At 41.5% G+C, this 19985-nt stretch carries 22 protein-coding genes; 18 read left to right on the top strand and 4 right to left on the bottom strand.

All coding sequences use genetic code 11. The features are described 5' to 3' along the window. Positions 1-26: 26 nt before the first annotated feature. The 9 genes from surE (at position 27) to nudF (ending at position 5921) form a co-directional block, all read left to right on the top strand. Complete coding sequence (gene surE / locus EDC51_RS10215; RefSeq protein ID WP_015433461.1) at positions 27-791, top strand: 5'/3'-nucleotidase SurE; 765 nt, start codon at positions 27-29, stop codon at positions 789-791. Beyond that, entirely contained in the window at positions 791-1375 is a 585-nt protein-coding gene (locus EDC51_RS10210; RefSeq protein ID WP_131928897.1) for a YqaA family protein, read from the top strand. The genes surE and EDC51_RS10210 overlap by 1 nt, the downstream gene beginning before the upstream one ends. Positions 1376-1388: 13 nt before the next feature. Continuing rightward, a complete protein-coding gene (locus tag EDC51_RS10205) occupies positions 1389-1847 on the top strand; it encodes a LysM peptidoglycan-binding domain-containing protein (RefSeq protein ID WP_064318625.1) in 459 nt (152 codons plus the stop codon). A gap of 105 nt (positions 1848-1952) precedes the next feature. Beyond that, the gene (gene nlpD / locus EDC51_RS10200; RefSeq protein ID WP_131928896.1) at positions 1953-3167 is read left to right on the top strand and encodes a murein hydrolase activator NlpD; all 1215 of its coding nucleotides are present in this window, start codon (positions 1953-1955) and stop codon (positions 3165-3167) included. Between the two features lie 10 nt (positions 3168-3177). Next, complete coding sequence (locus tag EDC51_RS10195) at positions 3178-3549, top strand: hypothetical protein (RefSeq protein WP_131928895.1); 372 nt, start codon at positions 3178-3180, stop codon at positions 3547-3549. Positions 3550-3601: 52 nt separating this feature from the next. Continuing rightward, positions 3602-4165, top strand: a complete 564-nt coding sequence (locus EDC51_RS10190; RefSeq protein ID WP_131928894.1) for a DNA-3-methyladenine glycosylase I — start codon at positions 3602-3604, stop codon at positions 4163-4165. Continuing rightward, a complete protein-coding gene (locus EDC51_RS10185; protein ID WP_015433467.1) occupies positions 4162-4881 on the top strand; it encodes a 4'-phosphopantetheinyl transferase family protein in 720 nt (239 codons plus the stop codon). The genes EDC51_RS10190 and EDC51_RS10185 overlap by 4 nt, the downstream gene beginning before the upstream one ends. Before the next feature lie 3 nt (positions 4882-4884). Further along, complete coding sequence (psiE, locus tag EDC51_RS10180) at positions 4885-5295, top strand: phosphate-starvation-inducible protein PsiE (RefSeq protein ID WP_131928893.1); 411 nt, start codon at positions 4885-4887, stop codon at positions 5293-5295. Positions 5296-5309: 14 nt separating this feature from the next. After that, positions 5310-5921, top strand: a complete 612-nt coding sequence (nudF, locus tag EDC51_RS10175) for an ADP-ribose diphosphatase (RefSeq protein WP_131928892.1) — start codon at positions 5310-5312, stop codon at positions 5919-5921. A gap of 70 nt (positions 5922-5991) precedes the next feature. Here nudF and asd read toward each other — a convergent pair whose 3' ends face one another. After that, positions 5992-6882: an archaetidylserine decarboxylase gene (gene asd / locus EDC51_RS10170; protein ID WP_131928891.1), complete on the bottom strand. Its 891-nt coding sequence runs from the start codon at positions 6880-6882 to the stop codon at positions 5992-5994. 63 nt (positions 6883-6945) lie between these two features. Continuing rightward, positions 6946-7284, bottom strand: coding sequence for a ComEA family DNA-binding protein (locus EDC51_RS10165; RefSeq protein WP_015433471.1), 339 nt, complete (start codon positions 7282-7284; stop codon positions 6946-6948). Between the two features lie 258 nt (positions 7285-7542). On the opposite strand from EDC51_RS10165, the gene EDC51_RS10160 reads away from it, so the two are divergent. The 6 genes from EDC51_RS10160 to corA all read left to right on the top strand — a co-directional run bounded on the left by EDC51_RS10160 (position 7543) and on the right by corA (position 13134). After that, entirely contained in the window at positions 7543-8907 is a 1365-nt protein-coding gene (locus tag EDC51_RS10160) for a LysM-like peptidoglycan-binding domain-containing protein (protein ID WP_131928890.1), read from the top strand. Positions 8908-8962: 55 nt separating this feature from the next. Beyond that, on the top strand, positions 8963-9364 hold the full coding sequence (locus EDC51_RS10155; RefSeq protein WP_131928889.1) for an MliC family protein: 402 nt from the start codon (positions 8963-8965) through the stop codon (positions 9362-9364). A 10-nt stretch (positions 9365-9374) separates the two neighbouring features. Beyond that, a complete protein-coding gene (gene waaF, locus EDC51_RS10150; RefSeq protein WP_131928888.1) occupies positions 9375-10412 on the top strand; it encodes a lipopolysaccharide heptosyltransferase II in 1038 nt (345 codons plus the stop codon). 9 nt (positions 10413-10421) lie between these two features. After that, positions 10422-11447: a porphobilinogen synthase gene (gene hemB, locus EDC51_RS10145; protein WP_131928887.1), complete on the top strand. Its 1026-nt coding sequence runs from the start codon at positions 10422-10424 to the stop codon at positions 11445-11447. Between the two features lie 9 nt (positions 11448-11456). Then, positions 11457-11954 carry a YbhB/YbcL family Raf kinase inhibitor-like protein gene (locus EDC51_RS10140; protein WP_131928886.1) on the top strand — a complete coding sequence of 166 codons (498 nt, stop codon included), beginning with the start codon at positions 11457-11459 and terminating at the stop codon, positions 11952-11954. A gap of 208 nt (positions 11955-12162) precedes the next feature. Further along, the gene (gene corA, locus EDC51_RS10135; protein WP_015433477.1) at positions 12163-13134 is read left to right on the top strand and encodes a magnesium/cobalt transporter CorA; all 972 of its coding nucleotides are present in this window, start codon (positions 12163-12165) and stop codon (positions 13132-13134) included. Between the two features lie 44 nt (positions 13135-13178). Here corA and EDC51_RS10130 read toward each other — a convergent pair whose 3' ends face one another. Beyond that, a complete protein-coding gene (locus tag EDC51_RS10130; RefSeq protein WP_131928885.1) occupies positions 13179-14345 on the bottom strand; it encodes an MFS transporter in 1167 nt (388 codons plus the stop codon). Between the two features lie 313 nt (positions 14346-14658). Here EDC51_RS10130 and mutL point away from each other — a divergent pair, with 313 nt between their 5' ends. From mutL to glnA, 3 genes are all read left to right on the top strand, one after another. Continuing rightward, positions 14659-16515: a DNA mismatch repair endonuclease MutL gene (mutL, locus tag EDC51_RS10125; protein WP_131928884.1), complete on the top strand. Its 1857-nt coding sequence runs from the start codon at positions 14659-14661 to the stop codon at positions 16513-16515. 100 nt (positions 16516-16615) lie between these two features. Further along, complete coding sequence (gene cpdA / locus EDC51_RS10120) at positions 16616-17443, top strand: 3',5'-cyclic-AMP phosphodiesterase (RefSeq protein WP_025289907.1); 828 nt, start codon at positions 16616-16618, stop codon at positions 17441-17443. 167 nt (positions 17444-17610) lie between these two features. Next, the gene (glnA, locus tag EDC51_RS10115) at positions 17611-19038 is read left to right on the top strand and encodes a type I glutamate--ammonia ligase (RefSeq protein WP_131928883.1); all 1428 of its coding nucleotides are present in this window, start codon (positions 17611-17613) and stop codon (positions 19036-19038) included. A gap of 44 nt (positions 19039-19082) precedes the next feature. Here glnA and menB read toward each other — a convergent pair whose 3' ends face one another. After that, positions 19083-19940 carry a 1,4-dihydroxy-2-naphthoyl-CoA synthase gene (gene menB / locus EDC51_RS10110; RefSeq protein ID WP_015433482.1) on the bottom strand — a complete coding sequence of 286 codons (858 nt, stop codon included), beginning with the start codon at positions 19938-19940 and terminating at the stop codon, positions 19083-19085. Positions 19941-19985 lie beyond the last annotated feature (45 nt).

Genomic DNA, 19985 nt, shown 5'->3' with positions numbered 1-19985 from the left:
TTAACCAAACAACAAATAACCCCCATATGAACATACTTATTAGCAACGATGATGGCGTACATGCCCAAGGCATTCAAACGCTAGCAGCAACCTTACGAACCGCAGGACATAATGTTACCTTAATCGCACCAGATCGAAATCGTAGCGCAGCTTCCAGCTGTTTAACGCTCACCGAGCCGCTACGTGTGGCAAAATTAGCCAACGGTGACTATTCGCTCATTGCTGGCACGCCGGCCGACTGTGTGCATCTCGCCTTGAATGGCTTATTTGATACCCCTTTTGATTTGGTTGTTTCAGGTATTAATCACGGTGCAAATTTAGGCGACGATGTCGTCTATTCCGGTACAGTCGCTGCCGCTCTTGAAGGTCGCCATTTACCATTACCATCCATCGCAGTCTCTTTGGTTGGTCAAAATGGCGCGGGGCATCTAAGTGGTGAAAACTATTTTGAAACTGCAGCACAAGTAGTGCTGGATTTATTGCCCAAAGTACAATCGCCCGCAATCCCAACACATCAAGTTTTAAATGTGAATGTCCCTAATATCCCCTACGCGGAACTACAAGGCATCCAAATCACACGCTTAGGCAACCGCTCGCCTGCGGCAGAAATTATTAAACAGCAAGATCCGCGAGGCTCAACAATTTATTGGATCGGTGCAAATGGTGCAGCCATTGAACGTGATGAAGGCACTGATTTTTATGCTATTGAGCATAACTTTGTTTCCGTTACACCTATTCAAGCGGATATGACAGCACACCAAACCATTTTAAATTTAAAAGAGAGTTTTTGATGAAACTATTTGGCGCAATTTATGACAAAACAATGCTTTGGTCTAAGCACCGCCATGCAGCTTTCTGGCTAAGCTTTGTAAGTTTTATTGAATCGATCTTTTTCCCCGTTCCTGCTGACGTAATGCTTGCACCAATGGCAATGAGTAAGCCCCAAATGGCGATCCGCTATGCCATTTATACAACTGTTGCATCTGTGCTTGGTGGTATGATTGGTTATGCTATTGGCTACTTTGCCTTTGATTGGGTTAAAGATATTATCAATGCATGGGGACAACAAGCAAATTTTGATAAAGCTATACATTGGTTTGAAACTTGGGGAATTTTGGTTGTTTTTCTTGCGGGGTTCTCGCCAATTCCATTTAAAGTGTTTACAATCTGTGCAGGCGTAATGCAAATGGCATTTCTACCTTTTGTCTTAACTGCCGCCATTTCCCGTTTTGCCCGTTTCTATTTAGTGGCAAAACTATTTGCTTGGGGTGGAGTAAAGTACGCAGAAAAAATCCGCCGTTCTATCGAATTAATTGGTTGGGCAACTGTAGCATTCGCTATACTCGCCTACATAGTTTATAACTTATTAAAATAAAAGGTGCACTATTATGAAAAAATCGCTTTTCTTACTTTCTTTCATTGCTATTGCTATCACCGGTTGTACAAATAACACCAGCAGTGAAACAACTAATGCTGAAATTACAGATGCTTCAACCGCGTGGCAAACTGAAGTTCAGCCAACTCAAATGCCAGCATCTATGGGGCAACCAACTTACCAAGCACCAACATACTCCGCACCACAACCTGTTGCCACTTCATACGGCAGTAACACATTCAATACGGAAGTCGTTGGTAGCTGCCAAGTCGTGCGAGATGGCGCAAATAAACCAATTTACAGCCAAATCACTAAAGGCTGCTATAGCGATAGTAGCTACACTGTTGGTCAGTTCGACACACTCTATCTGATTGGCTATCTAACTGGCACAAGCGCCGAACAAATTGCTGCACTCAATAACATTAGCACTACAACTAAATTAAAAGTAGGTAGTGTATTGCGAGTCAGATAATTGTACTGAATAACAGAAGTAAGATGGCTCTAGCTGCTGTTGATATTTTATCAATATCAGCCAAGGGCATCTTGCTTTTCTATTTTTATTTTTAAGGATTTTAATATGAAACACGCCTTTTTCCTGTTGCCATTAAGCGCTCTGGTGCTAACAGCATGTGGCTCCAACACCCCTGCACCAGTAGTAAATGCAAGTGATGCAGAACTACCACCTGGCGTAATGCAGCCAGTTGCTAATACAGGAGCAATAGATAGTGGCAGCTATGGCTGGCAAACTGATATTCAACCAACAGAAATGCCGAGCAGCATGAATACACCTACCTATTCTGTGCCACAACCTATTACTCAACAGCCAACTTATACGGCTCCACAACCATTACCTACTCCGGTTGAAACTAAGACACCTCCTGTTGCCAAACCAACGGCAAAAGCTACAGTAAAAAAAGTTTCGCAAGATTTCACTATCCCGCGCGATGAAAATAATAAGCCTATCTATAATCAAATTGATAAAGGCTTTTATAATGGTGACACCTACACCGTACGCCAAGGTGATACGATGTTCTTAATCGCCTATATTGCTGGCAAAGATGTTACCGAAATCGCTGCACTAAACAATATGAGTGAGCCCTATCAACTACGTGTTGGACAAACCTTAAAATTGGGAAATACTAGTGCTCAAACAAATAACAGCGTTGTCTCGGTTCCTGCGCCAGCCCCTACGGCAGTGCCAAAACCAGCAGAGCCAGAAGTAACCTACACCAGTGCTCCAAATGGCACTGCCTATGGCTCTGATGGCTCGGTCACCGGCCCTGTTAAAGCTTCTAGTAGCACTGCTGCACCACAACGACCAACGGTGACTGCAACAGCAGCACCAGCAGTAACAGCCACAACGGCAAGTACAGCTCCTCGCATTAGCGCAACAACAGCCAATACAGCGCCAATAACTTCATCAATTAAATGGCAATGGCCAACTGATGGGCGTGTTATTTCTGGTTTCTCTAACTCTGAAGCGGGTAATAAAGGCTTAGATATCGCCGGCACTAAAGGACAAGCCGTGAAAGCAGCTGCAGCAGGTAAAGTAGTTTATGCAGGCAATGCCTTACAAGGCTATGGTAATTTAATCATCATCAAGCATAATGACGATTTTTTAAGTGCTTATGCACATAACGACACTATAAAAGTCAAAGAACAGCAAAGCGTAAAAGCAGGCCAAACCATTGCCACCCTTGGTAGCACCGGCACAAATAGTAATAAATTACACTTTGAAATTCGTTATCACGGTAAATCAGTTGATCCTGCGCGCTACCTACCAAAACGCTAAGGACTCATTTATGCGTAAAATTTTGTTCATTTTGACTTTAGCCAGCTTAGTCACTGCCTGTTCTGCAAACTCAGGGGAAACAGCTATTTTAGGCTCAGATCGCGATGCACACGGCTGTATTTCATCGGCTGGTTATCGTTATTCGATGATTAAACAAAATTGCATTCAGCCCTTTGCTATAGCGGATATTAAGCTTACCGATCCGAATGACAATACGCTTGCTCTTTATGTCATCTTGTCTGAAGACCGCCAAAAAGCTGAAATTTTTTCAGCCAGTAAGACGAAGAGTACGCTATTTGAGGCAGTTAAAGGTGGTTATGTGTCACAAGACGGCAAAGTTCGTTTAATCAACCAGCGGCAGATCTGGAAAATAACGAAATAGTTTTGCCCCCAAATCCTAAAGCAAGCGGTTGTTTTTTATAGGAATTTTACAAATGCTTCGTTGTAATTGGGTAGGAAATGATCCTCTCTATATCCACTATCATGATAACGAGTGGGGTATCCCTGAAAAAGATAGCCGGAAACTATTTGAACTCCTCTGCTTAGAAAGCCAGCAAGCAGGGCTGGCTTGGATTACTGTGCTCAGAAAACGTGAAAATTACCGCCAAGCATTTTATCAGTTTGATCCAGATAAGATTGCTAAAATGACGGAGCATGATCTTGATCTTTTAATGCTCAATTGCGGTTTAATCCGTCACCGTGCAAAACTGGCTGCTATCATTAAAAACGCACAGGCTTATCTAGCTATGCAAACCGCAGGTGAAGATTTCAGCCAATTTGTTTGGGCATTTGTCGCAAATCAACCACAAATTAATCACGTGCAAGCTACCGCACCAGCAAAAACAGAGGCATCAATTGCTATGTCAAAAGCGCTCAAGAAAAAAGGCTTTTCTTTTGTCGGAGCAACCACTTGCTACGCCTTTATGCAAGCGGCTGGACTCGTAGATGATCACCATAATGATTGCCCATGTAAGACAAAGGATATTGCAAAAAAATGACGCGTTTCGACCGCTTGCATATTATTTTGGCCCACAATAATGAGCCGATCCCTACAGAATTTGAAAACTACGCTAAACCAACACAGCACAGCGAACTATCAAGCCGCCAAATACAAAAATGGAAAAGTCGCCGACTCGCACATTTTCTGCTGCATCAATGTATGGCGCAGCACGGATTAGATGATGCACTCTTAGCAAAGATACAAGAAACACCGAGTGGCAGACCTTATGTTCCCCATCCACATGTTGATTTTAATATCAGTCACTCTGGTGATTGGGTAGCAGTGATTTTCCGTTATAGCCAATCTCAGAATGCGGTTGGCATCGATATTGAACAGCCACAAAAAACGCGGCGCTACCAAGCGCTTCTTGAGTATTATGCGAGTACACAAGAAATTGCAGAGCTTAGTGATATGCGTTATTTACCTCAGCTCACAACCTGCGAGCAACGCTTTTATTTAACCTGGTGTCTACGTGAAGCCATTTTAAAAGCGCAGGGGATAGGAATTGCCAAGCTTTCTGAGGTTTACCACAATATTAGCCAGCAGCGTATTGAATCGATACATTGCCCTAAAGGAAAACTCTTTTTCTTCTATCAACTACCATGCTATTTAGCCTACTTTAGCGAACAAGGCCAAATGGCAGAATTAACACAATGGAAAAATGGACAGCTCCATAAGCTCGAACTTGAGCCGATTATTTATCAGGTAAATTAATTTATGCACTTCCCCCAACACCATTCTCGCTTTGCCAAGCTAATTTCTGAAGCATTTCAATGGATTTTAAATATCTCTCTGCTTGTTTCAGGTATATTATTAGGTTATTCGCTGTTTGCTGAATCCTATTCTTTGTATGCCTTACTACTCAATCACAGCGATAAATTCCAAGTGGTCGAAAAAATTGTGGTTTTCTTCCTCTACTTTGAATTTCTTGCCCTCATTGTGCAGTATTTCAAATACAATTATCACTTTCCGCTGCGCTATTTCCTCTATATTGGAATTACCGCTATGGTACGTTTAATTATTGTCGATCATTCCAATGCCCTGCATACTTTATTATTTGCATTAGCAATCCTAGTAATGATCATCGCGCTCTATATCGTTCATTCAGATCGATTGCGTAAAAGTTAAGGAGAATCGAATTTATGACTCAAATCCATCAATTTCAGCAAAAAGACGTAGAAATGCTCCACGAAGAAACACTGTATAAAGGACATTTTCATCTGAAAAAAATCACCTTTCGACATAAATTATTCAAAGGCGGCGTAAGTGACAAAGTCACACGTGAACTGATGGTTAAAGGCGAGGCTGCCGCGCTGATTGCCTACGATCCAAAATTAGACAAAGTCGTATTAGTTGAACAATTTCGCATAGGGGCGCTAGATCCAAATAGTGAACGTTCACCGTGGTTGGTTGAATTAGTTGCCGGAATGATCGAAGAGGGGCAAAGTGCAGCAGAGGTAGCAATTCGTGAGGCTGAGGAAGAAGCTGGTTTACGAGTTGAGCAGGTAACTCATGCATTAAGTGTATGGAATAGCCCTGGCGGAACTTCTGAGCGCTTACATATTTTCTTAGGCTTGGTTGATAGCGCTCAAGTTGGCGGAATCTATGGCTTAGATGAAGAGGATGAAGAGATGCTAGTTCATGTCGTTGAGCGAGAACAAGCATACCAATGGGTCTGCGAAGGCAAGATAGATAATGTGATCACTGTAATTGGTTTACAGTGGCTGGAACTCAATCGACACAAATACCAATAAGCAACAAGCGGTTGATTTTGTAAAAATTTTTGCAAAATCAACCGCTTGCTCATAAATTGGAAGCCAGCTCTTACTTCACACTAGCTAATAATTCGCCCATTCGGGTTACTTCACCTGCTTGCAAATGTTCGGCAAGAACAACCCTACTTTTAGGGAAAAGGTTAATCACTGTTGAACCTAGGCGGAATGCACTCATCTCTTCCCCTTTCTTCAAACGAATGACATTCTCCCCCTCATCTGGGTAATCATACACTTTCACCTCGCTCGATCTTGGAGGGTTCACTACACCTGCCCAGACAGTACTCATACTTGCCGTAATCGTTGCCCCCACTAGAATTTGCACCATGGTGCCAAATTCTGTCTCAAATACACAGATCAAGCGTTCATTACGTGCAAATAAATTTGGCACATGTTCCGCAAGAAATGGATTAACCGAGAAAAGCTCTCCAGGAACGTAAATCATTTTACGTAAGATGCCATCACACGGCATATGTACACGATGATAATCTCTTGGCGAGAGATAGGTGGTAATAAAATCACCATCTTTGAATTTTTCTGCCAGCTCAACATCATTAGCTAGTAAAGTTTCAAGCGTAAAATGATGCCCTTTGGCTTGAATTAAACGATTGTCTTCGATGCGTCCTACTTCACTAACACGTCCGTCAGCGGGTAAACAAAGTACATTTTCACCTGATACAATTGGGCGAGCCCCCATTTTTAATGGGCGAATAAAAAATTCATTAAAGCTCTTATAATCTGATGGGCTGCTTTTTTCAGCCTCGGTGAAATTCACGTTATATACTTTAGCAAAGAGCTTAATAATAAAGTGAGTCACCGCCCCCCACTCTTTTTCTGCCAACCAGCCAGCCACTCGAGTTAGCCCTAGCTGTGGCATTAGGTATTGAAAAGCAATTTTGGCACGCTGTGCGTAACTTGGACGTGGGTATGCATTTAATGACATAAATAAAACCTTGTTCTTGTTAAATCCAACGGTTAAGTATAACAAAAACAAGGTTAAACTGCATTACTCTAATACAAGGCGATCGCGGTTCTTATCTAGTGTTGCTTTACCAATACCAGAAACTTCTGTGAGCTGTTCAAGGCTAATAAAATTGCCATTTTTCTCGCGATATTCTACTATCGCTTGCGCTTTTTTCGCACCAATACCGACTAATTTATCTTGAATTTCAGCCGCCGTTGCTGTATTCAGATTAACTAAATTGACATTCTGTACCTGAGCCTGCGCAACTTGCTCAATAGCAACCGGTTCAGTATGTGTTGCTTCACGTTGCGTTTGTGCTAAAGCAGATAGCGTACAAAATGCCACAAGGGAAGAAAGCGCAATACGCAGATATTTTTTCATAAGATATTCCTCTTAGCTGGGTTAAAACTAAGCGCCACCTTAAAACTGAAAAAATAGTGCTGCAATGGGCTTATGTTATTTTTGGGATATAGATCGAGAAAAGCAAAAAATTGCCTAGACATGCAGCATAAATTTTGCCAAACGGGCTCTTTTGTAAAAAAATGTAGAAAAACAACCGCTTGTCGAAAAAGGGCGTGCTGATAGTTTAGAAATCCTTTAGAATAAGCCGTTTTTTTGAATAACTTGCAGACAACGACTATGACTCAAAATAATTTGCGTAAAGAGCCGACCTTTGGTCAGCCCTCACAACCCGCTAATTTAGATCACAACCCTGTAGCTGAAGCAGCAGAAAAAGCCAGTATTAACCAACCTGTCGCATTTTCAATGCACTCTAAACAGTCTCCTGGGCACACTTTTACGCCATTAGTAAAACGTTCTGAAGCAGAACAGGCTGCTATTTCTGCCGCAGCTACAGCTGCAAAAGAAGCCCTTGCCAAAAATACTACAGAAAAAAGCATACCAACGGCTACTTCGAATAACGCAAAAGTTGCCCCTACATTGGGCTTTGCCTTTACACCAGTGGAAAAAGATGCAAACGCGACTGCAGCGAACAGCAAACCATTAAACACAGAATCCCTAACAACTCATCAACCCCAAACCGAGTCGAAAAAAATGGAACAAACTTCTCAACAAAACCATGAGCATGAAAAAGAAGCGAATAATTTAGAACGCGTTATTCCTAGCCAAGCACAAACAGCACCGAAAAAACCATCATTGGCCGAAAAAGTACCATCGAAATACCGCCGTTTACTTTTAGTTGCGTTGCTGGCATTAGCACTGATTTTGGTTTTCTTCTTGTTAAAACCAAAAACACCACAAAGTGTTGAAGATCTGCAAGCACAAGGCTCAAGTTTGCCAATTGAATTCCGCCCTGTGGATGAAGAAGAAGCTAAACGTGCTGAGGAAGAAGCGCGAGCATTACAGCAACGACTTGAAGCAGAAAAACAAGCTCAAGCAAACAGTGAAGCTGCATCCAGCATCACAGAACAAACTGAGACTGCGACAACAGAAACACCGGTGCAATCTGAAGTTTCACAAGAACTCGCGCTAACTACGGCAACAGAAACAGCTGCATTAAAACCGGCAGTAACCAGTGCACCTGCTGAAGTGACTGTGAGCAAACCAAATGCCCATAGCAGTGTGATTCATCAACCAGAAGTGGTGAAAGCGGAACCAGCAAAACCGGCTAAAAGTTTAAAACCGGCTACCGCAAATACTAAAGCGGATTCAATAAAAACACAAAGTCACACGGTTAAAACAAAATCTGACACAGCTACCAACAAACCGGCTACAGTAGCTACACCAGCCACTAGCAATGCAGTAAGTAGCAAAACTATTACCGTACAAAAAGGTGTGTCACTATTCCAAAACTTCCGTGATAATGGTTTAGGTGCGAATTTGCCAGAACTCAATAAAATGACCAAGTTAAATGGTGCAACTAGCCGTTTAAGTCCAGGTCAAAAAATCACTGTTCGCTTAGATAAAAATAATCGTATCGTTGAGATGAATATTGGCAGTGGTAAGTACATTCGCCAAGCTGACGGTAATTATATTTATCGATAATTTCATACCAAGAGCAACGCATTGCGTTGCTCTTTTTGCCTAAAGGAAGGATAAAATGCAAAAAGTTATTTCGCTTGCAATTTTTTCAGTATTTTTAACCGCTTGTATGCCACCGCCATTAACCGCTCCTATTGAACAAATACAAACGATTGAACCGCCCAAACAGCTCATTGCAACCAAGAAAAAAGTAACCAGCACAGTAAAAAACAGAACGGTGCTCTACCAGTGTAGTAAAAATAAAACAGTTCGGGTAACCAAGGCAGCAAATAGTAAAAAAAGCCAATATATTAGTGTCACGTTCAATCAAACCACGCATCGGTTATCCTCGGCGCTCACCCGTAACAACAGCAAAAAATATAGCAATATCCGTTGGATTTGGAGTGAAGATTTTAACGGTAAGGGTACATTGCGCGATAAAAACGGTAAAATTCTTGCGCAAAACTGTGTAAAGAAATAGGAGCTCATTGATGAATATTCTAGTTATTGCCCCCTCTTGGGTTGGTGATATGATGATGTCGCACTCGCTCTATCAACAACTCAAACAGAACTATCTCGATTGCGAAATTGATGTGATGGCGCCTGATTGGTGTCGTCCATTACTTTCTCGTATGCCTGAAATACGCAAAGCAATTTCTATGCCAATTGGACACGGCGCATTTCGCCTGTGCAAGCGGTATCAATTAGGCAAAAATTTGCAAAATCAGTATGACCTCGCCATTGTCTTGCCTAATTCGCTTAAATCGGCATTTATCCCTTTCTTTGCCAAAATCAAACAGCGCCGTGGTTGGAAAGGCGAGATGCGTTTTGGTTTTTTAAACGATATTCGCCATAATAAAAATGACTACCCCAAAATGGTGCAACGTTATGTGGCTCTAGCGTTTGACAAGGGGCAAATTCCTAGCGCAGAAAACCTGCCTATTTCCTGCCCTTATCTCAAGGTAGAGAACTCACAAGTTGAACAGACTCTGCAGCATTTTAAGAAACAGCTTGCTTATGCTGAAAACCGTCCAGCTATCGGATTCTGCCCAGGAGCAGAATTTGGTCCGGCAAAACGTTATCCTCACTATCACTACGCTAAAGTCGCAGAAAAATTGATTGAACAGGGCTATAGCATACGCCTATTTGGATCGAAAAAAGATGAAGCCGTAGGCGAAGCAATTCGCTCTGCTTTACCCGAGGATTTACAACGCTACTGTTTAAATTTAGCTGGGCAAACAGATTTAAATCAGGCTGTTGATTTGATTTCAGATTGCGTTGCTGTGGTATCTAACGACAGCGGTTTAATGCACATTGCTGCAGCATTAAATCGCCCATTGGTAGCGCTTTACGGCCCGACAAGCCCACAATATACGCCTCCACTTTCTAAGAAAGCAGTGATTATCCGTTTAATTGAAGGTGGCTTAATCAAAATCCGCAAAGGCGAAAGTGCCGAAGGTTACCATCAAAGTTTGATTGATATTCAACCAGAGATGGTCTTAGCAAAATTAACAGAATTATTGAAATAAGGATTTATTATGACCCAATTTATGACTACCCACTTTCCACATCGTCGTATGCGTCGTTTACGCAAGCATGAATTTAGCCGTCGTTTAGTGGCGGAAAATACATTAACCGCTGCAGATCTTATCTATCCTGTTTTCATTATTGAAGGCGAAAATCAACGTGTAAAAGTGCCATCAATGCCAAATGTAGAGCGCTTAACAATTGATCAGCTTTTAATTGAAGCAGAATTATTAGTTAAATACGGCGTGCCCGCCGTGGCATTATTCCCTGTGATCGGTGAAGCAAAAAAATCACTAATGGCAGAAGAAGCCTATAATCCTAATGGTTTAGCACAACGCGCAGTACGTGCTTTAAAAGAAAAATTTGGTGAGAAATTAGGCGTAATTACTGATGTGGCTCTCGACCCATTCACTACTCACGGGCAAGACGGCATTATAGATAACGAAGGTTATGTCCTAAATGATGTGACAACTGAAGTGCTGGTGAAACAAGCACTTTCACACGCGCAAGCAGGGGCAGATATTGTTGCCCCAAGTGATATGATGGATGGCCGTATCGGTGCAATTCGTACCGCCTTGGAAGCAAATGGTTTCATTAATACACAAATTATGGCCTATTCGGCCAAATATGCTTCTAACTACTACGGCCCATTCCGTGATGCAGTTGGTTCAGCCGGCAATTTAAAAGGCGGAAATAAATTCACCTATCAGCTTGACCCTGCAAATGGTAATGAAGGGCTACACGAAGTGGCGCTGGATATTCAAGAAGGGGCAGATATGGTGATGGTCAAACCGGGTATGCCGTATTTAGATATGGTTTGGCGTGTAAAAGAAACCTTTGGTGTGCCAACCTTTGCCTACCAAGTCTCAGGTGAATACGCAATGCATATGGCTGCTATTCAAAACGGCTGGCTGAAAGAGAAAGAGTGTATTATGGAAAGCCTACTTTGCTTTAAACGAGCAGGGGCTGATGGTATTCTCACTTATTTTGCCAAACAAGTCGGTGAATGGCTTTATCAAGAAAATCATCAAAAATAGGAGGGTGATATGCGGGTTACCAGTGCTGCAATTCAAAATGGCTCATTTGCGGATAAATATGGCAAACGAGGGACGCAATTTAGTCCAAATGGTATGCCAACTTATTCTATTCCATTTGAAATTCAAGATGCGCCTTTAGGGACAAAATCCTTTGCTGTTGTACTAGAGGATAAAGATGCAATTACTGCCAGTGGTTTTGTTTTGGTGCATTGGCTTATCGCCGATCTTAAGCGCACCAGCCTTGCCGAAAATGAAAGCCTCACTGCGACAGACTTTGTACAAGGTGCAAATAGCTGGGCAAGTGTCCTAGGCAAATTTGAGCTTGATGAAGCATCAAGCTATGGAGGAATGGCGCCGCCAAACTGTGAACACCGTTATGAATTAATTGTGTACGCACTAGATTGTGATTTGCAACTCAAAAAAGGTTTTCGCTTTAATGATCTGCATTTTGCCATGCAGGGACACATTCTTGCCCAAGCCAGCGTCATGGGCAAATACGATGTATAATGTAGATATTGAGTAATCCTTGACGAAAAGCGGCGAAATCTGTACCATTTTGCCGTTTTTTACTTTGGAGATCACACTTTGGACAGTCACAGTCGATACTTATCAGTTTGCTAACCCGCCTTGTCCAATTCTCCACCGACAATGCGTCGGTTCCTGTTTGTATCTTTTTGTTCCTTCGTTTATCTCTCCCTTTTTCTTGGAGAATACAATGATCAGAGCTTTTTCGTTGCAAAACGACCGTCTTATCAATGTCGATGAAACCGCTCAAGAACAGCTTAATGATGCTATTTGGATTGATTTAATCGATCCTAGTGATGAAGAGCGTTCGGTGCTGGAACATCGTCTAGACCAAACCCTTGCTGAAGAACATGAATTAGAAGATTTGGAAGCATCTGCGCGTTTCTTTGAAGATGAAGACGGCTTGCACATGCACTCCTTTTTCTACTGTTTAGACGATGAAGACTATCCCGATATCGCCACTGTCGGTTTTACGATTCGAGATGGGCGCTTATTTACCATTCGTGAGCGCGATTTACCTGCTTTTCGTCTCTATCGTATGCGCTCACGTCGAGCAAAATTAATTGACGGTAATGCATATGAATTGTTGCTCGATTTGTTTGAGACCAAGATTGAGCAGCTTGCCGATGTCATTGAAAATATCTATGCCGATTTAGAGAAATTGAGCCGAGTCATTCTAAATGAGCCGGATGAGAACGAGCAAAATAAAAACAACAACCGCCTCAATGATGCGCTTTCTGATCTCACCGAATTAGAGGATGCAAGCTCCAAAGTTCGCCAATGCTTAATGGATACGCAGCGAGCCTTAGGCTTTTTACTGCGTAAAACTCGCTTGCCAAATAATCAGCTTGAACAAGCGCGCGATATTATGCGAGATGTAGAGTCTCTCCAGCCACATAACGAATCACTGTTCCAAAAAGTGAATTTCTTAATGCAAGCAGCAATGGGTTTTATCAACATTGAGCAGAACCGCATTATGAAAGTATTCTCTTTGGTATCGGTGATGTTCCTGCCAGCGACGCTGATCTCATCAATTTATGGGATGAACTTTGAATTTATGCCCGAACTTGGCTTTAAATTTGGTTATCCAATGGCGCTGGGTTTAATGTTATTGGTCGCAACCAGCCCATATATCTACTTTAAACGCAAAGGGTGGTTATAGCTTTTAAAAAAAACCAGATAGTAGTTTACTACTATCTGGTTTTTTTAATATTCATCTTTGGATAATAATGCCAACAATACATTTATACTTATTAAGCCTATTCCAAGATAAAGAATAATATCAATATCAAAATAATCTAATAAAAACCCAACAATAAATAACGTAATTGCCGTAATAATTCTTAACAAGCTATTTAACACCATATTGTATTTCGACCTAAATCTGTTCTTAAGATCTGACTGTAACTCAGCACCTAATACAATAGAGATATATCTAATAGAGAACATCATAAAGCACAGTCCCGCAATATAAACCACCGGCATAGAATAATAAACAGCGAGAATTAAAATAATTAAATTAAGAATAGAGCCAACATGTAAATTAAATTTTGATATTTTGATTTTTCTTTCCACTGCTTGACCTGCAACAGATTGAGCCAACATTAATAAGCATAAAATTAAACCTAACCAATAATTATTTTTAGCAATAAGCTCGAAATCATAAACCATCACTTGCCAATATTGAATAATAACTTGGAAAAAAAGACCATATGAAACATAAGATAAGATAGATCTACCATGTTTACTAATTTTTCTAAAAATTAACCTTATCTCTTTTTTATCTATCAACTTTCTCGAACTATTATACTCTTCTCCGCGAGGGAGATAATATAGAGAGAAAACAAATAAACACAGCATCAATAAGGATGTATATAGGAATGATGCTTGGCTAAAGAAATAATATAAAACTCCACCAATTAAAGATGCAAGAGACATTCCAATAAAAGTCCATTTATTTAATTTTCCAAACATACCATCTAATTCATTTGTCTTATCCTCTCGTTTAAATTGCTCCACTAAATAACCACTAGAATTATTCTGAATCATACAAAGAGATATGCCATTAAGAAACTCTGCAAGATAAAACAGACTTAAACTAGAATATATGCCACCAAGATAAAATAAATATAACCATATAAATGAGAAAAATATTGCTATCGTATGAATATTTTTCCTATTTACCCTATCAGATATTATCCCAATAAAAAGTCCAAATACTAATATAATTACTGCCTGCATGCTTTTTATCATACCGATATGATATAATTCTACCCCACTATCTATCATATAAATGGTGGATGTAGCACCAATCAACATACGTATGGAAGATAGGGATGCAATACTGCTTATAATCCTTTCATATTTTTTCACGATCTTCCCCTAGAACAGATACATTTATCATTTTTTAATATAGTACGAGTTTCCTAGTTTTAATGTCTTATTTATGAAGACCCACCACCTTATTGACGCCAATTAGCGAGCCATAATCTTTAAAAAAACTTAACAATCTCATTCACCAACATAGCTCCTATGATGAAACGCCTTATTTTAGTTAAGCAAGCTGTCTCTCTAAGAAACAGATGAATAATAAAATCAATCAAGAATGATTTTCAATGGCAAAATAAAATTTCTTGAGAAAGATTCTTATGTGATAAGATACAAATTTACTCTGATTATCAACGCTATGGACACATTAAAACCTCTTATTCATATCCTTCCCCCACAGCTTGCCAACCAGATTGCTGCAGGCGAGGTGGTGGAACGCCCTGCGTCCGTGGTTAAAGAGTTAGTGGAAAATAGCCTTGATGCAGGGGCAAATCGTATTCAGATTGATATTGAAAAAGGTGGCTCACAGCTTATTCGTATTCGAGACAATGGCTGTGGTATTGGGAAACAAGATTTAAGCCTCGCGCTCGCTCGCCACGCCACCAGTAAAATTAGCAGTTTAGAAGATTTAGAGACGATTTTAAGCCTCGGTTTTCGGGGTGAAGCCTTAGCTAGTATCAGCTCGGTTTCTCGTTTAACCCTAACCTCTCGTCCAGAATACCAAGCAGAAGCATGGCAAGCTTATGCTCAGGGGCGGGAAATGGCTGTAGAAATCAAGCCTGCGTCTCACCCTGTTGGCACAACCATTGAAGTTGCTAATCTATTTTTTAACACTCCTGCTAGACGCAAATTTTTACGTACCGACAAAACCGAGTTTACCCATATTGATGAAGTTGTCCGCCGTATCGCTCTTGCCAAGCCCACCGTGAGCTTTATTCTTACCCATAACGGTAAAACCGTCCGCCATTACAAAGCTGTGGTAGAAAACAATGCTGAACAACAACAAAAACGCATTGCAGCCATTTGTGGTGAAGAATTTGTTCGTCATGCCGTGCATATTGATTGGCAACATGATGATTTGCATTTATACGGTTGGGTGGGTTCACCCGCATTAGCAAGAACGCAAAGCGATCTCTGTTACAGCTACGTAAACGGACGGATGATGAGAGATAAAACCATTAACCATGCAATTCGCCAAGCCTATGGTGAATTAATTAGCAAGGAGAGCTACCCTGCTTTTGTGCTATTTTTAGATCTCGATCCGAGCTTTGTGGATGTGAATGTTCATCCTGCCAAACATGAAGTACGTTTTCATCAGGGGCGATTAGTTCACGATTTTATCTATCAAGGCGTACTGAATGCTCTGCAAAGCCAACCAAATTTACCCTTGCAAAATTCTGCATTAAATGAACCGCTTGCAGATTACCAAGCAGAAACCAACCGCATTGCCTCTGGACAAAATATTTTCCGCCAAGCAGCCCCACTGGATGCAGCCATACCAAGTGTACGTCAATCTTATACCCTAACCCCACGTACAGCACATTACCATTCACCGGCTCGCCATGCTCCGGAAAAAATTCAGCCTCGTGCGCAGAAAATTTATACTGAGTTGCTGAAACCAAATACAGCGAACATGCCGGTGTTTACCGCCCCTACACCCAAACCAGCAACAACAGCCGCCCCTGAGCCAGAAATAAAAAACAGCGGCTATTTACAAGCACTCGCGTTAGTGCAAGACCAAGCGCTGCTCTGTAAACAAGGCAATGATTTCTGTCTTATTTCCATGCAGAAGCTGGCTCGGCTTAAACTGCGTTATCAGCTTGATCGTACTGAATCACAAGCGCTGCTCATTCCATTAAACTTGAGCCTAGACGAAATACAAACACAGCAATGGCAGCAACTTGAAAGCGCATTCCTCGCACTGGGTTTCCAAATGCAAAGTAAACAGTGGCAAGGGCAAACCCGTTTAAGCATATTACAAGTGCCAGCTTGCTTACGTGAGCAAAATCTGCAACGTCTAATCTATGCAGCAATTAACCAGCAAGCGCTAGATTTAGCCGAATTTTTTGCAAAAAATGTGGAAATTTCAACCGCTTGCAGTTTAACTGAAGGGGTTGCTCTGCTGGCGGAAATTGAGCGCCTTGCGCCTCATCAAACAGAGGTGAATCGCTTGAAAATTGTGATCGACTTCACAGATTATCTATCCCAATTATAAAAAATGCGACTTATTCCACATTTTTGCATTTTATCTGCTGAAAAATCTTAATAAAACAGTACATTATTTCTCGTTCTTTTTAATTTTTCGGATACTGATTATGAGTGACAGTTACCAATGGCAAACAGATGCCGACACTGTCCGCCTGTTACAAATCACCGACTCGCACCTATTTTCCGACGATCATGGCGAATTGCTCGGTGTGAATACGAATGATAGTTTTCAAGCGGTATTAAATGAAATTAATGAGTCGTCTTTCGATTATGATCTTGTACTCGCTACAGGCGACTTAGTGCAAGATCATAACCGTGAGGCGTATCACCGTTTCGGACAAATGGTCAAAACATTGGAGAAACCTCTTTTTTGGCTTGAGGGGAATCACGATACACAGCCACAAATGGGCAAAGCATTGTCTATTTACCAGCAAATCCAACCGCATAAACATATTTTGGCTGGGCAACATTGGCAAATCATTTTGCTAGACAGCCATATTGAAAACCTACCCCGTGGTGAGCTTAATCGTACCCAGCTGGATTTTCTGACTCAAATGTTAGCCCGCTATCCTGAGCGCTACACGCTGATCGCATTGCACCATAATATTTTGCCAACTCATAGCGCTTGGCTTGATCAACATAGTCTGCGCAATAGCGAGGAATTGGCAGAAGTGCTATTTCCATTTAAACAAGTAAAAGCTTTAATTCACGGACATATTCACCAAGAGGTAGATGCCATTTGGAAAGGGTATCGCGTGTTTGCAACCCCTTCTACTTGTATTCAATTTAAGCCAAATTGCCAACATTTCACGCTTGATCTCCTGCCCCAAGGCTGGCGGGAACTCACTCTGCTGCCTAACGGACAAATTGAAACAACTATCAAGCGGTTAAAAACAAATGAATTTTTACCAGATTTTCAATCGAATGGTTACTAAGGGCAGTCTCTTCAAATGCATTGGTGAAAACAACAATTCTTTTCCCTTACTGGCGAAGACTAACGCCAGTTAAAACTCTCACCTACCCGAAAATTTTCTTGCCTCCCCTCTTTTCTAATGCAGAGAAATTTAGTATCTTGCCTGTTTTCCACCATTTTGAGGTTACTATGGCAAACACAAACGCAATTGCAAATGTCGCAAAGTTGATTCGTGAAAACGATATCAAATTTGTACTACTTAAATTTACCGATATTAAAGGTAAAGAACACGGCGTGTCTCTCCCCGTTTCATTGATTGCTGATGATTTAGAAGATTTATTTGAAGACGGTAAAATGTTCGATGGCTCATCGGTCGAAGGTTGGAAAACCATCAACAAAGCCGATATGCTTTTAATGCCCATTCCCGAAACCGCTGTGCTCGACCCCTTCTCTCAAATTCCTACCTTAATTCTCCGCTGTAGTATCTTCGAACCAAGCACAATGCAAAGCTATGATCGTGACCCACGTTCTATCGCAATTAGAGCTGAAAACTATCTTAAATCTACAGGCATTGCTGATAGCGTGCTTTTCGGGCCGGAACCTGAATTTTTCTTGTTCGATGATGTACGCTTTGGCGTAGGAATGAATGGCAATGCTTATGAAGTGGATGATATCGAAGCGGCATGGAATACCAATAAACGCTATGAAGGTGGCAACAATGGCTATCGCCCACTCAAAAAAGGCGGTTACTGTGCCGTTGCCCCAAATGACACCGCTCATGATATTCGCTCAGAAATGTGCTTAATTATGGAAGAGCTAGGCTTAGTAATTGAAGCCCATCACCACGAAGTGGCAACCGCAGGGCAAAATGAAATCGCTTGTCGTTTCAATACACTCACCTTAAAAGCGGACGAAACCCAGATCTATAAGTATGTGGTACAAAATGTGGCAGTAGAACACGGTAAAACAGCTTGCTTTATGCCAAAACCAATCACAGGCGACAACGGCTCTGGTATGCACTGCAATATGTCTCTCTCCAAAGATGGGAAAAACGTCTTTATGGGCGACAAATACGCAGGGCTTTCAGAAACCGCACTCTATTACATTGGCGGTATTATCAAGCATGCCAAAGCATTAAACGCCTTCACCAACCCAAGTACTAACTCATATAAACGCTTAGTGCCGGGATTTGAAGCGCCCGTATTACTCGCCTATTCTGCGAGTAACCGTTCGGCCTCTATTCGTATTCCTGCGGTAACTAGCCCGAAAGCGACCCGTGTAGAAGCACGTTTCCCTGACCCACTTGCTAACCCTTATTTAGCTTTTGCCGCATTATTAATGGCAGGTCTTGACGGTGTGCTAAATAAAATCCACCCTGGGGACGCAATGGATAAAAACTTGTACGACTTACCACCTGAAGAGTTAAAAGATATTCCAACCGTAGCCGGCTCATTAGAAGAAGCATTAAACGCACTGGAACAAGATTTTGAATTCTTAACTAAAGGCGGTGTATTTGCGAAAGACTTTATTGAAGCTTATATTGGCGTAAAACGTAAAGAAGTCGAACGTTTAAATACCACCCCACACCCTGTGGAATTTGAAATGTATTACGCTTAATCGAAAAACAAAACCCCGATTTATCTCGGGGTTTATTTTTAAGATTAAGGATTACGCTTAAACTTACTAAAATCTGGTGCACGTTTTTCGTTGAACGCGTTGCGACCTTCTTGTCCTTCTTCGGTCATATAGAACAACATCGTTGCATTGCCCGCCAACTCTTGTAATCCTGCCTGACCATCGCAATCTGCATTTAATGCCGCTTTTAAGCAACGCAACGCAATTGGGCTATTACGTAACATTTCACGACACCAATGCACGGTTTCACGCTCTAATTCCGCATAAGGTACAACGTGGTTCACTAAGCCCATATCTAATGCTTCTTGGGCATTGTATTGACGGCATAAGAACCAAATTTCACGGGCTTTTTTCTGCCCAACAAGGCGAGCCATATAGCTTGCACCCCAGCCACCATCAAATGACCCCACTTTCGGGCCAGTTTGACCAAAAATCGCATTATCTGCGGCAATGGTTAAATCACAAAGCATATGCAGAACATGTCCGCCACCGATAGCATAACCTGCTACCATTGCCACCACTGGTTTTGGACAAGTGCGAATATCACGTTGGAAGTCCAACACATTTAAATGATGTACGCCATTTTCATCTTTATAACCACCGTAATCGCCACGAATTTTCTGATCGCCACCTGAACAGAATGCTTTTTCGCCTTGACCGGTTAAAACGATCACGCCAATTTTTTCATCAAAACGTGCATCAGAAAACGCATTGATCATCTCTTTTACGGTTTGTGGACGAAACGCATTACGTACTTCTGGGCGGTTAATGGTGATTTTGGCAATACCATCAGCGGATTTATGGTACAAAATATCGGTGTAGCCTTCGCTATGATCCACCCACTCAATCGGGGCGTATAACGCATCATCATTTGGATTTCGCATTTTTTATTCCTTCCAAGTATTTCAATTAAAAACAAGCGCTCGAAT

The organism is Bibersteinia trehalosi (assembly GCF_004346205.1).
Taxonomy (GTDB): Bacteria; Pseudomonadota; Gammaproteobacteria; order Enterobacterales; family Pasteurellaceae; genus Bibersteinia; species Bibersteinia trehalosi.
Note: the sequence above shows the minus strand (reverse complement) of the source record. Positions and strands in the feature narration are given on the sequence as shown.